The following is a 12,554-nucleotide window of genomic DNA, read 5'->3' on the forward strand; positions in this document are numbered from 1 at the left end:
CCTCTATCGGGGCCGGGCCTGGAAGCAGGCGGGTGTGAACGCCGACACGATGGCATAAGGAGTCAGTAATGAATCTGATCGCAAAACTTGAGCAGGAAGAAATCGAGCGCGCGCTCGCCGGCAAGACGATCCCCGATTTCGCCCCGGGCGACACGGTGATCGTGAACGTGAACGTGGTTGAAGGTAACCGCAAGCGCGTTCAGGCTTACGAAGGCGTCGTGATCGCGATTCGCAATCGTGGTCTGAACTCGAACTTCATCGTCCGCAAGATCTCGTCGGGCGAAGGCGTCGAGCGTACGTTCCAGACGTACTCGCCGCTGCTGGCAAGCATCGTCGTGAAGCGTCGCGGCGATGTGCGTCGTGCGAAGCTGTACTACCTGCGCGAGCGTTCGGGCAAGTCGGCTCGTATCAAGGAAAAGCTGGTGTCGAAGGATCGCGCCGCAGCAGCTTCCCAAGAGTAAGATCTGTAAGGAAAAAGCACCCAACCGGGTGCTTTTTTCATTCTGGCGCGACAATATGCTCGATACGACACGAACCCGAGAGCCCCATTGAATCGCCGCCCCATCATCGATCCCGAAGTATTGCCGGTCGAAGGCACCGGCGCCGGCCTGCCTGTCATCGATTCCAGGCTGATGACGCCGTCCGGCCTGCGCGAACGCTTCGCGCGCACGCTCGAATGGAGCGTCGAGCCCGGCGAAGCGAGGTTGCAGGAAGGCGTCGATCCGCGTAGCGCGGCCGTTCTCATGCCGCTCGTCGTCCGCGAGTCGGGCCTTACCGTCCTGCTGACGCAGCGCGCCGATCACCTGAACGACCACGCCGGACAGATCAGTTTTCCCGGCGGCCGTCGCGAGCCGTTCGACCGCGATGCGACCGCCACCGCGTTGCGCGAGGCGAAGGAAGAGATCGGGCTGGCCGCCGAACGCGTCGAGATTCTCGGCGCGCTGCCCGACTACCTGACCGGCACGGGTTTCTGCGTGACGCCGGTGGTCGGCCTCGTGCATCCGCCGTTCACCGTGCAGGCCGACACGTTCGAAGTCGCCGAGATTTTCGAAGTGCCGCTCGCGTTCGTGATGAATCCCGCGAACCATCAGATCCGCGTGTTTCGGTGGGAAGGCGGCGAGCGTCGTTTTTTTGCCATGCCTTACCCGAACGACGAACCGGACGGGCATTACTTCATCTGGGGCGCAACTGCCGCCATGTTTCGCAATCTGTATCGCTTCTTGGCCGCCGGCTAGGCGGGCGCGCCGGCCGGCGTGCGCGACCGGCTGCCCGGCGACCGCGCCGGCAGCCATGCGCGGCTGGCGCTGTGCTATCGTTATGCAAAAAATGACATAACTCCGAAGACGGCGCCACGCATGACTTTCTTTTCGGTTCTCCTCGCTCTCATCATCGAACAGGTCCGCGCGTTGTCGCCGAGCAATCCGGTGTTCGCACTGTTCCAGTTTCATGCGGAAACCGTCGCGCATGGCCTCGACGCCGGCAAGCAGAAGCATGGGCTCCTCGCATGGCTCGCGGTCGTGCTGCCGTGGGTGCTGATCGTCGCGCTGATCTATTTCCTGCTGTACAAGGTGAGCTTCGTGCTCGCGTTCCTGTGGAACGTCGCCGTCGTGTATTTCACGCTCGGCTTCCGCCAGTTCAGCCACTACTTCACCGATATCCATCTCGCGCTCAACAACGACGACGTGCCGCGTGCGCGCGAAATCCTGCACGAGTGGACGGGCATCGACACGGTCGACATGCCGGTCGGCGAAATCGTCCGCCATACGCTGATTCACGCGGTCGTCGCGTCGCATCGCCACGTCTTCGGCGTGTTCTTCTGGTACGTGCTGCCGATCGGCCCGGCCGGCGCCGTGCTGTACCGGATTTCCGAATACCTCGCGCGCAGCTGGTCGACGCCGGGCGACGACCGCACGGTCGCGTTCTCGACGTTCGCGCAGCGCGCGTTTTTCGTGATCGACTGGATTCCGTCCCGACTGACGGCGCTCGGCTTCGCGATCGTCGGCAATTTCGAGGATGCGATCTACGCGTGGCGCAACCATACACGCCAGTGGCCCGACCCGAACGACGGCGTCCTGCTGGCCGCGGGCAGCGGCGCGCTCGGCGCGCGTCTCGCGGGGCCGCTCGCGGAGCCGTCGAGCCTCGATGCGCTGGCGGTCGGCGACAGTGGTCCGTTGACGGTCGGTGACGATTGCACGCCGCGCACGCTGCAGTCGGCGGTCGGCCTCGTATGGCGCGCGGTGATCCTGTGGATGATCCTGCTGTTGATGCTGACGCTGGCCGTCTGGGTATCGTGAGCGACGCGCCAGCCCGGCGCTCGCCGAAATGAAAAGGCCGGCTCGATGCCGGCCTTTTCGCTGTGCGTCGGGGCAGTGCGTTCAGTCGTCGAGCGGATCGCGCACGGCGCCGCATTGCCAGCAGGCGGTGAATTGCGCTTCCAGCGCCTCGCCGCACTGCCGGCAGCGCCAGGGCGCCGCGCCGGCCGAAGGGCCGTGCGACGCGGCATCGAGCAGCCGGCGGGCGAGCGCGTCGTCGCGTTCGTCGTCGAGCCACAGTTCGGGCGTGCACGCGTCGGCGGGCAGGCCGCCGAGCGCGCCGGTCGCGTAGCAGTTGTGCAGCTCGCAACCGATGCCGGCCACCTGGAGCACGTTGGCCCAATGCTGGGCGGTCGCGAGGTCGGGTGCCTTGAAACGCATCGCGGCTCCTGTCGATGAAGGCTGGCTCGCGTGGCGCCGGCCGGCCGTCGCACACGTCGCGCGGTCAGCGGACGATCTGGCTCGCCTCGTGCACGAGCTGCGCATACAGCGCGTGCCGGGACGGCGCGATGCGGCCGTCGGCGACGGCTTCGAGGATCGCGCAGCCGGGCTCGTGCAGATGATGGCAATTATAGAAACGGCAGTCCGCGAGCAGCGGCCGGAATTCCGGAAACGCGCGCTCGAGGCGGCCTTCGGTCAGATGGTAGAGACCGAATTCCTGGAAGCCCGGCGAATCGATCAGCGCACCGCCGCCTTCCAGCGGGTACAGCCGCGTGAACGTGGTCGTGTGACGGCCGCTGTTGAGCGCGGCCGAAATCTCGCGGGTCGCGGCCTCGGCGTCGGGCACGAGCAGGTTTACGAGCGTCGACTTGCCCATCCCGGACTGGCCGAGCAGGATCGTCGAATGCCCGGCGAGGTGCGGCATCAACTGCGCGCGCGCGTCGTCCGGCGCGCCTTTCACCGACAGTTCGAGCACGTCGTAGCCGAGCGCGCGGTACGGTGCGAGACGCTCGCGCGCGACCGGCAGCGCGGCCTCGACGTCGATCTTGTTGAGCACGACGAGCGGCTTCAGCTCGTTCGCCTCGGCGGCGATCAGCGCGCGGCCCAGCAGATCCTCGCTGAAATAGGGCTCGGTCGCGAGCACGATCAGCAACTGGTCGAGGTTCGCCGCGAACAGCTTCGACTTGAACTGGTCCGAGCGGTACAGCAGGTTGCGCCGTTCGCCGATCTCCACGATCACGCCCTGGTCGGCCGATGCGAGCTCGTACGCGACGCGGTCGCCGACCGCGATGTCGCTTTTCTTGCCGCGCGGGAAGCATTGCAGCATCGGGCCGCCGTCGTCGGGCGCGACGATGTAGTGGCGGCCGTGCGCCGCGATCACGCGGCCTTCGGCCCGCTGCGCGCCCGATGCGCGCGCGGCCGGCTGGCGGGAGGTCGGCCGGCTCATGCGTGCTGCAGCAGGCGGTCGATCCGCTGCGACGCGGGCGGATGCGAGTAGTAGAAGGCCGTGTAGACGGGGTCGGGCGTCAGCGTCGACGCGTTGTCCTCATAGAGCTTCACGAGCGCGCTGACGAGATCCTGCGCGTCGGTCTGGCTGGCCGCGAACGCGTCGGCCTCGAATTCATGCTTGCGCGACGTGAGGCTGCTGAACGGCGTCGCGAAGAACAGGAACACCGGAATCGCGAGGAAGAACAGGACGAGCGCGGCGCCCGCGTTGCTGGTGTCGAGCGACGGCGTGACGCCGAGCCCCGTATAGAACCACGTGCGTTGCGCGAGCCAGCCGAGCAGCGCGAGCAGCACGAGGCTCAGCACGAACGACACGAGCATCCGCTTCATCACGTGGCGGCGCTTGAAGTGGCCGAGCTCGTGCGCGAGCACGGCTTCGATCTCCTGGCCGGACAGGCGCGCGAGCAGCGTGTCGAAGAACACGATCCGCTTCGATGCGCCGAAGCCCGTGAAGTACGCGTTGCCGTGCGCGGAGCGGCGGCTGCCGTCCATCACGAACAGCCCCTTGGCCGCGAAGCCGCAGCGCTTCATCAGCGATTCGATGCGCGCGCGCAGCGCGTCGTCCTTCAGCGGCTCGAACTTGTTGAACAGCGGCGCGATGAAAGTCGGGTAGATCAGCAGCACGAGCATCTGGAACGCGACCCAGACGATCCAGGTCCACAGCCACCACAGGTTGCCGGCCTGGTTCATCAGCCACAGCACGACGAACAGCAGCGGCAGGCCGAGCACGGCGCCGAGCAACGTGTTTTTCAGCATGTCGGTGAAGAACAGCCGCTTCGTCATCCGGTTGAAGCCGAAGCGCTGCTCGATCCCGAACTGGCGGTAATACTCGAACGGCACGTCGATCACGCCGGTGATCGCGAGCACCGCGGCGACGAGCGCGACCTGCTGCCCGTAGCCGCGGCCGAGCCAGCCGGTCAGCAGCGTGTCGAGCGCGCCGACGCCGCCGAGCAGCGTGAGGCCGACCAGCACGGCCGCGCTGACGACGATCTCGAGCATGGTCAGCCGGGTGCGCTCGACGGTGTAATCGGCCGCGCGCTGGTGGGCGGTCAGCGGGATGGTGGCGCTGAACTGCGCGGGCACGCCGTTGCGGTGCGCGGCGACGAAGCGGATCTGCCGCGACGCGAGCCACAGCTTGGTGACGACCATCGCGAGTACGGCGATCGCGAACAGCAGGGTGAACGAAAAGGGTGACATCGAAGGCGCCAAAGGGTTCTATGCGAGAATTATATGTTCTTGCGGACCGGCCTCGCTGATGCGATGCCGGCCGCCCGGGCGGCGCCGCATCGGCGCGCCCGGTTCGCTATTTTCCAGGATGAATCATGACCGATACCGCCGCTTCCGCCAGCCAGCCCGCGCTCGTGCGCAACGAGTTGAACCTCGTCTGGCTCGACATGGAGATGACGGGCCTCGACCCGGATAACGACCGCATCATCGAGATCGCGGTCGTCGTGACCAATTCCACGCTCGACGTCGCCGTCGAGGGCCCGGTGTTCGCGATTCACCAGAGCGACGAGACGCTCGCGAAGATGGACGACTGGAACAAGTCGACGCACGGCCGCTCGGGGCTGATCGACCGCGTGCGCGCATCGACCGTGACCGAGGCGGAGGCCGCCGCGCAACTGCAGGCGTTCCTCGCGCAGTACGTGTCGCCGGGCAAGTCGCCGATGTGCGGCAACTCGATTTGCCAGGATCGCCGCTTCATGGCGCGCTGGATGCCGGAATTCGAGCGGTTCTTTCACTACCGCAACCTCGACGTCAGCACGCTCAAGGAGCTGTGCCGCCGCTGGCAGCCGGCCATCTACAAGGGTTTCCAGAAGCGGGCGATGCACACCGCGCTCGCCGACATCCACGAGTCGATCGACGAGCTGAAGTACTACCGCGAGCATTTCCTGATTCCGGCCGCGTCGGCGCCGGCAGGCGATTCCGTGCCGGCCGCCTGAGCGGGCCGGCACGCGTCGGGCGCTCGGCAAACGCTCAGCGCCGCGCGCTTTTCGGCCGGAACGCCGCGACCACCGCGGCGTCGGTCTCGATATACGGGCCGCCGATCAGGTCGATGCAGTAGGGCACCGCGGCGAAGATGCCGGGTACGGTCGACTTGCCGTCGGCGTCGCGAAGCCCTTCCAGCGTTTCCCGGATCGACTTCGGCTGGCCGGGCAGGTTGATGATCAGCGCCGCATGGTCGGCCGTTTCGCGGATCACCGCGACCTGCCGCGACAGGATCGCGGTCGGCACGAAATTCAGGCTGATCTGCCGCATCTGTTCGCCGAATCCCGGCATTTCCTTCGTCGCCACGGCCAGCGTGGCTTCCGGCGTCACGTCGCGACGCGCGGGGCCCGTGCCGCCCGTCGTCAGCACGAGGTCGCAGCCGGCGACGTCGACGAGTTCGGTCAGCGTGGCCGAGATCGTCGGCGCGTCGTCCTGGATCAGGCGCGTTTCGGCGCGCCACGGCGAAACCAGCGTGCCGGCGAGCCATTCCTGCAGCGCCGGAATGCCCTTGTCTTCGTAGACCCCCGTACTCGCGCGGTCGCTGATCGACACGAGGCCGACCACGAGCTCGTCCGGGTGGTTACGCTTCGTCGTCATGGTCGTCTCCGGCGTCGTCGGCCGCCTCGTCGTCGCCGTCGGACGTGCCGCCGGCCGCCTTGATCCACTGGAACAGCTCGCGGAAATAGCGCGGCGGCTTGCCTTGCTGCGCTTCCTTGCGCGCGTTGCGGATCAGCGTGCGGCCTTCCTGGATGTCGGCGTCGGGGTGCTGGCGCAGGAATTCGGTCAGCGCGTCGTCGCTCGCGAGCAACTGTTCGCGCGTACGCTCGATCCAGTGCAGGCGAGCCGTCGCGGCCTTGTTCACGCCGCGTTGCGCGTCGAGCGCGGTGCGCAGCGCGGCCGTTTCGTCGTCGGTCAGCGAGCGCATCACGCGGCCGACGTACTGGAGCTGGCGGCGCTTGCCTTCGTGATCGGTGATCCGGCGCGCCTCGCGCACGGCGTCCGCGAGGTCTTCGGGCATCGGCATGCGCTTCAGTGCGTCTTTCGGCAGGTCGACGAGCGCCTGGCCGAGTTCCTGCAGCGCGTGCATCTCGCGCTTCAACTGGGATTTGCTGGGGCGATCGTAGCCGTTGTCGTCTTCTTCGGCGACAGGCTCGATCGGCTGGATTCGGGTTTTGCGTGTCATGGGCCGCATTGTATCGCGGCGCGGACACCCCAAGCTTGTCTGTGCGCGGCCCCGGACCTTGCTATGATCGCGGGATACGCAACATTTTGACCATGCGGGCGCCCGCCCGCCACCGGATACCAAGACGATGGCAGCCAATCTCGACGTACAAGCGCGCTATTTCCCGCACACGCAGGACCAGCTCAAGGAAATCGCATCGGACATCCTTCGCCATGCGAAGGCGCTCGGCGCGACCGACGCCGCGACCGAAATCTCCGAGGGCGACGGCCTGTCGGTGTCGGTGCGCCGCGGCGAAGTCGAAACGATCGAGCACAACCGCGACAAGATGGTCGGCGTCACCGTGTTCATCGGCAAGAAGCGCGGCAACGCGAGCACGTCGGACTTCTCGCCGGCCGCGATCAAGGATACCGTCGCCGCGGCCTACAACATCGCGCGCTTCACGGCCGAGGACGAAGCGGCCGGCCTCGCCGAAGCCGAACTGCTCGAAACCGATCCGCGCGACCTCGATCTGTACCACCCGTGGGCGCTGAGCGCCGACGAAGCCGTCGAGCTCGCCCGGCGCGCGGAAGACGCCGCGTTCGCGGTCAGCCCGCAGATCCGCAATTCGGAAGGCGCGAGCGTGTCGGCGCAGCACTCGCAGTTCGTGCTCGCGACCTCGCGCGGCTTCCTGGCCGGCTATCCGTACTCGCGCCACTACATCGCATGCGCGCCGATCGCGGGCAGCGGCCGCCACATGCAGCGCGACGACTGGTATTCGTCGAAGCGCAGCGCGATCGATCTCGCCGCGCCCGAAGCGGTGGGCCGTTACGCGGCCGAACGCGCGCTCGCGCGGATGGGCGCGCGCCGTCTCGACACGCGCAAGGTGCCCGTGCTGTTCGAGGCGCCGCTCGCGGCCGGCCTGCTCGGCGCGTTCGTGCAGGCGGTGAGCGGCGGCGCGCTGTATCGCAAGACGTCGTTTCTCGTAGACAGCCTCGGCAAGCCGGTGTTCGCGCCTCACGTCCAGGTTGTCGAGGATCCGCACGTGCCGCGTGCGATGGGCAGCGCGCCGTTCGACGAGGAAGGCGTGCGCACGCGTGCGCGCAGCGTCGTGAAGGACGGCGTCGTCGAAGGCTATTTCCTGTCGACCTATTCGGCACGCAAGCTCGGCACGCAAACCACCGGCAACGCGGGCGGCTCGCACAACCTCGCGCTGCGCAGCTCGAACACGCAGGCGGGCGACGACTTCGACGCGATGCTGAAGAAGCTCGGCACGGGCCTGCTGCTGACCGAGCTGATGGGGCAGGGCGTGAACTACGTGACCGGCGACTATTCGCGCGGCGCGGCGGGTTTCTGGGTGGAGAACGGCGTGATCCAGTATCCGGTCGAGGAAATCACCGTCGCCAGCACGTTGCAGGAGATGTTCCGCCATATCGTCGCGATCGGTGCGGACTCGATCGTGCGCGGGACGAAGGAAACCGGCTCGGTGCTGATCGAGCAGATGACGATCGCGGGGCAGTAAGCCGCGCGCGGCGCAGGCCGCCAGGAAACGAAAAGCCCGACCGGCGCGAGCGAGCCGGTCGGGCTTTTTTCATCGTGCGGCCGAAGACGTCAGCCGCGCTTGCGCGTGTAGACGACGAATGCGTAGCCGAACGTGTTCGGCGCGGCAGCCTGATGCGCGTCGCGCGAGATTTCCTGCCAGTGCGCGGCGTCGGGCGCCGGGAACGACGCGTCGCCGTCGAAATCGGCATCGATCTCGGTGACGATCAGCTTGTCGGCGAGCGTGAGGCCTTCCGCGTAGAGTTGCGCGCCGCCGATCAGGAATGCCTCGGGCGCGCCGTCGTGCGCGGCGAGCGCCAGCGCATCGGCGAGCGACGTGACCGTGTCGCAGCCTTCGAAACGGCGCGTCGCGTCGCGCGTGACGACGATATTGCGGCGGCCGGGCAGCGGCCGGCCGATCGATTCGTGGGTCTTGCGGCCCATCACGATCGGCGCGCCCATCGTCGTGCGCTTGAAGAACGCGAGATCCTCGGGAAGTTTCCAGGGCAACTGGTTGTCGCGGCCGATGATGCCGTTGCGGGCGCGCGCGACGATCAGGGTCAACGTCGTCATGAAGGTGGGGGAAGAGGAAGACGGAATGGGGCCGATTTTACCGGAACGGCGGCGCGCGCCGGATTCCGCGTGCCCGCACGGGTATCCGCGTTTCTTGCATCGTGCGCCGCGACGCGTGATGCCCCGCACCGCGGCGGCCGTTCGAATAAAAAAAGTGCCCGCCGGGGGACGGAGCACAAAAACTTTTTGTGCCGCGAGATCGGCGATACCGGCTCCGCCCGATGGCATCCCGTTCGACCGGATCGTCGGTTCAATACGCAATCCTGATCGATTCGACGCGTCGAATGATCAGGGATGCGTATTGACTCGTGCGTTGCCGTCCATCGCATGTCGGATATCGCCCGGTTGCGGCGCCGGCATCGGCAGCGGCATCGGCAACGGGGGCGGCGGTGGAATCTCGTCCCACAGCGTCACGGAGGCCTGGCGTGCCGGCAGCGGTTGCGGCGCCGACACGGTCACGACACCGAACCCGTTGCCGTGTTGCCTGCCCGGCGTGTTTTCGGCAAGCAGCATCGCGCGACGCGGCTGCATGCCTTCGTCCGCGCAGGCCGGTGCAGGCGGGCCGGCGGCCGACAGCACGAGCGTCATCGGCACGAAGGAAAGTAAAAAAGGTTTTCGCATGGCGACTGTCTCCGGTCGTTTCCGTATTCAGCGAAATACATGCCACCGTACCGGGACCGTTGCCGCCATTGCGATTCGTGATCGAGCGTCGCGAATGGCGGCCGAAAACGCCTGAAAATGTTTCAGGCCTGAAACGAGGGGGCTTGGGAATATTGCTGATTCAACCAATACGCTCGAAGGATGAAAATCGGCGCGTGTGTTGGTGACGTAGCCATTCCTGCGCATCCATTATGTGCAGAGGATTGATCTGCATCGACCTCCTGAGCAATTCGGCCGCATCGCCATCGGCGCTGAAACGGGTTTGTCGTATTCAGCGCCTATAACCAAGTTGTCTTGCCAAAAATTATTGGACGCGAGATAAGCGCCATCATGCGAGGCTTTGTCGTCGCCGCGCATCGGCATGGCGAATCGAGCCACCTCCGGCTGACCCGATTCGATCCTTTTGCACGCGATCTGACGTGTGCGGCAATCGTTAGACGGTTGATGAACGGGGTGAGCATATGGGAGCCGATCAGCGGCACGTGATCTACTATTCGCGCGAACCGAACGACGCGTTGCGCGGCCATTTCGACGAACGCGGCTGGCGCGTCGATCTGGCCGAGACCGTGCGCGACGTGCGGCGCGTCGTGCAGCACGGCGTGGCAACCGCCGGCTTGCTCGATTTTTCGCCGGGCTTCAAGCCGTCGGATCTGCGCGAACTCGAAGCCTGCCTGAGCATCCAGCACATCGGCTGGATCGCGGCGACGCGGCGCGGCCAGTTGCAGGACGCGACGCTGCGGCATCTCATCCGCGACTATTGCTTCGACTACGTGACGATGCCGTACGAAACCGGGCGGATCGTCGAGACCGTCGGCCATGCGCACGGCATGGTCGCATTGACCGATCCCGTTTCGCCGCCCGTCGGCGCCGGGCGCAGCGAAGGCGAGATGGTCGGCACCTGCGATGCGATGCTCGGGCTCTTCAGGACGATTCGCCGGGTCGCGGCGACCGACGCGCCGGTGTTCATCTCCGGCGAGTCGGGCACGGGCAAGGAATTGACGGCGGTCGCGATTCACGAGCGTTCGTCGCGCGCGCAGGCGCCGTTCATCGCGATCAATTGCGGCGCGATACCGTCGACGCTGCTGCAGGCCGAACTGTTCGGCTACGAACGCGGCGCGTTCACCGGCGCGAACCAGCGCAAGATCGGCCGCGTCGAGGCCGCCAACGGCGGCACGCTGTTTCTCGACGAGATCGGCGACCTGCCGCTCGAAAGCCAGGCGAGCCTGCTGCGCTTCCTGCAGGAAGGCAAGATCGAGCGGCTCGGCGCGCACGTGTCGATGCCGGTCGATGTCCGCGTGATCTGCGCGACGCACGTGGACATGGAAGCGGCGTTGCGCGAAGGGCGCTTTCGCGAGGACCTGTTTCACCGGCTGTGCGTGCTGAAGATCGAGGAGCCGCCGCTGCGCGCGCGCGGCAAGGACATCGAGGTGCTCGCGCGCCACATGCTCGAGCGCTTCAAGGGCGACGCGCATCGCCGCCTGCGCGGCTTTTCCCCGGACGCGGTCGCGTCGCTGTACGGCTATTCGTGGCCGGGCAACGTGCGCGAGCTGATCAATCGCGTGCGGCGCGCGATCGTGATGTCGGAAGGCCGGATGATCACCGCGGCCGATCTCGAGCTGAATGACTATGCGACGCTCGCTCCGGTGTCGCTGCTGGAGGCGCGCGAGGCGGCCGAACGGCAGGCGATCGAGCAGGCGCTGCTGCGCCATCGCGGCCGTTTTGCCGATGCCGCGCGTGAGCTCGGCGTGTCGCGCGTCACGCTCTACCGGCTGATGTGCGCGCACGGCATGCGCGATCGCGGCGACACGCTGGCAGGGTTTTCGGCGTCGTTGCCGGAGCTTCCGCGCCACGCTTGTTAAAATTGGCGGGTACGGCCGCCCCTCGCGGCCGAAGGAACCCGCATGAAACAGTATCTCGATCTCGTTCGTACCATTCTCGATACCGGCGCCTGGCAGGAGAACCGCACGGGAATCCGCACCATCAGCATGCCGGGCGCGATGCTGCGCTTCGACCTGCAGCAAGGCTTCCCGGCCGTGACGACCAAGAAGCTCGCGTTCAAGTCCGCGATCGGCGAGCTGGTCGGGTTCCTGCGTGCGTCGCGCAGCGCGGCCGATTTCCGCGCGCTCGGCTGCAAGGTATGGGATGCGAACGCGAACGAGAACGCACAATGGCTCGCGAACCCGTATCGCCAGGGCGTCGACGATCTCGGCGACGTATACGGCGTGCAATGGCGCCAGTGGCCGGGCTACAAGGTGCTCGACGCGAACGCCGACGCGCAGATCGCCGATGCGACGCGCCGCGGCTTCCGGATCGTCACGCGTTTCGACGAAGACGGCGCGCCGAAGGTGCTGCTGTACAAGGCGATCGACCAGTTGCGCCAGTGCCTGGATACGATCATGGAGAACCCGTCCGATCGCCGCATCCTGTTTCACGCGTGGAATCCGGCCGTGCTCGACCAGATCGCGCTGCCCGCGTGCCATCTGCTGTACCAGTTCCTGCCGAACGCGACGAAGCGCGAGATCTCGCTGTGCCTGTACATCCGCAGCAACGACGTCGGCCTCGGCACGCCGTTCAATCTGACGGAAGGCGCCGCGCTGCTGTCGCTCGTCGGCCGGCTGACGGGCTATACGCCGCGCTGGTTCACGTATTTCATCGGCGACGCGCACATCTACGAGAACCAGCTCGACATGCTGCAGCAGCAGCTCACGCGCGAGCCGTACGAAAGCCCGCGGCTGGAGATCGCCGAGCGCGTGCCCGAGTACGCGAAGACGGGCGTCTATGCGCCCGAATGGCTGGAGCAGGTCGAGCCGTCCGATTTCTCGCTCGTCGGCTATCGGCACCATGAGCCGCTGACCGCGCCGATGGCGGTCTGATCG

The 12,554-nt window shown here is 66.6% G+C and carries 14 protein-coding genes; 7 read left to right on the forward strand and 7 right to left on the reverse strand.

Features of this window, described 5'->3' with window-relative positions; translation table 11 throughout:
- Window positions 1-68: 68 nt before the first annotated feature.
- The 3 genes from rplS to CFB49_RS04925 all read left to right on the forward strand — a co-directional run bounded on the left by rplS (window position 69) and on the right by CFB49_RS04925 (window position 2,294).
- A complete protein-coding gene (gene rplS / locus CFB49_RS04915) occupies window positions 69-461 on the forward strand; it encodes a 50S ribosomal protein L19 (protein WP_006486838.1) in 393 nt (130 codons plus the stop codon).
- Between the two features lie 87 nt (window positions 462-548).
- On the forward strand, window positions 549-1,235 hold the full coding sequence (locus CFB49_RS04920; protein WP_069621057.1) for a CoA pyrophosphatase: 687 nt from the start codon (window positions 549-551) through the stop codon (window positions 1,233-1,235).
- A gap of 120 nt (window positions 1,236-1,355) precedes the next feature.
- Entirely contained in the window at window positions 1,356-2,294 is a 939-nt protein-coding gene (locus CFB49_RS04925) for a CobD/CbiB family protein (RefSeq protein WP_069621056.1), read from the forward strand.
- Between the two features lie 81 nt (window positions 2,295-2,375).
- On the opposite strand, the gene CFB49_RS04930 is transcribed toward CFB49_RS04925, so the two are convergent.
- The 3 genes from CFB49_RS04930 to CFB49_RS04940 all read right to left on the reverse strand — a co-directional run bounded on the left by CFB49_RS04930 (window position 2,376) and on the right by CFB49_RS04940 (window position 4,955).
- Window positions 2,376-2,693, reverse strand: a complete 318-nt coding sequence (locus tag CFB49_RS04930) for a putative signal transducing protein (RefSeq protein ID WP_011351362.1) — start codon at window positions 2,691-2,693, stop codon at window positions 2,376-2,378.
- A gap of 64 nt (window positions 2,694-2,757) precedes the next feature.
- Complete coding sequence (gene rsgA / locus CFB49_RS04935) at window positions 2,758-3,699, reverse strand: ribosome small subunit-dependent GTPase A (RefSeq protein ID WP_069621054.1); 942 nt, start codon at window positions 3,697-3,699, stop codon at window positions 2,758-2,760.
- Window positions 3,696-4,955, reverse strand: coding sequence for a M48 family metallopeptidase (locus tag CFB49_RS04940; protein ID WP_069621220.1), 1,260 nt, complete (start codon window positions 4,953-4,955; stop codon window positions 3,696-3,698). The genes rsgA and CFB49_RS04940 overlap by 4 nt, the downstream gene beginning before the upstream one ends.
- Window positions 4,956-5,080: 125 nt before the next feature.
- On the opposite strand from CFB49_RS04940, the gene orn reads away from it, so the two are divergent.
- Window positions 5,081-5,701, forward strand: a complete 621-nt coding sequence (orn, locus tag CFB49_RS04945; protein ID WP_050011510.1) for an oligoribonuclease — start codon at window positions 5,081-5,083, stop codon at window positions 5,699-5,701.
- Window positions 5,702-5,735: 34 nt separating this feature from the next.
- On the opposite strand, the gene mog is transcribed toward orn, so the two are convergent.
- Together mog and yjgA are read right to left on the reverse strand one after the other, a co-directional pair.
- Window positions 5,736-6,344 (reverse strand): molybdopterin adenylyltransferase, encoded by a 609-nt coding sequence (gene mog / locus CFB49_RS04950; protein WP_011544905.1) that lies wholly within the window; start codon window positions 6,342-6,344, stop codon window positions 5,736-5,738.
- Window positions 6,328-6,930: a ribosome biogenesis factor YjgA gene (gene yjgA, locus CFB49_RS04955; protein ID WP_282983214.1), complete on the reverse strand. Its 603-nt coding sequence runs from the start codon at window positions 6,928-6,930 to the stop codon at window positions 6,328-6,330. The genes mog and yjgA overlap by 17 nt, the downstream gene beginning before the upstream one ends.
- 127 nt (window positions 6,931-7,057) lie before the next feature.
- Between yjgA and pmbA the strand changes: the two genes are divergently transcribed.
- Window positions 7,058-8,428 (forward strand): metalloprotease PmbA, encoded by a 1,371-nt coding sequence (gene pmbA, locus CFB49_RS04960; RefSeq protein ID WP_048984630.1) that lies wholly within the window; start codon window positions 7,058-7,060, stop codon window positions 8,426-8,428.
- Between the two features lie 89 nt (window positions 8,429-8,517).
- Here pmbA and CFB49_RS04965 read toward each other — a convergent pair whose 3' ends face one another.
- Together CFB49_RS04965 and CFB49_RS04970 are read right to left on the reverse strand one after the other, a co-directional pair.
- On the reverse strand, window positions 8,518-9,018 hold the full coding sequence (locus CFB49_RS04965; RefSeq protein WP_069621051.1) for a dihydrofolate reductase: 501 nt from the start codon (window positions 9,016-9,018) through the stop codon (window positions 8,518-8,520).
- A 288-nt stretch (window positions 9,019-9,306) separates the two neighbouring features.
- Window positions 9,307-9,639, reverse strand: coding sequence for a hypothetical protein (locus tag CFB49_RS04970; RefSeq protein ID WP_069621050.1), 333 nt, complete (start codon window positions 9,637-9,639; stop codon window positions 9,307-9,309).
- Between the two features lie 500 nt (window positions 9,640-10,139).
- On the opposite strand from CFB49_RS04970, the gene CFB49_RS04975 reads away from it, so the two are divergent.
- Together CFB49_RS04975 and CFB49_RS04980 are read left to right on the forward strand one after the other, a co-directional pair.
- Window positions 10,140-11,537 (forward strand): sigma-54 dependent transcriptional regulator, encoded by a 1,398-nt coding sequence (locus CFB49_RS04975; protein ID WP_089490802.1) that lies wholly within the window; start codon window positions 10,140-10,142, stop codon window positions 11,535-11,537.
- 42 nt (window positions 11,538-11,579) lie between these two features.
- Window positions 11,580-12,551: a thymidylate synthase gene (locus CFB49_RS04980; RefSeq protein ID WP_089434720.1), complete on the forward strand. Its 972-nt coding sequence runs from the start codon at window positions 11,580-11,582 to the stop codon at window positions 12,549-12,551.
- The last annotated feature ends 3 nt before the right edge of the window (window positions 12,552-12,554 follow it).

It is taken from the genome of Burkholderia sp. AU17457 (assembly GCF_002223255.1).
GTDB classification, from domain to species: Bacteria; Pseudomonadota; Gammaproteobacteria; order Burkholderiales; family Burkholderiaceae; genus Burkholderia; species Burkholderia sola.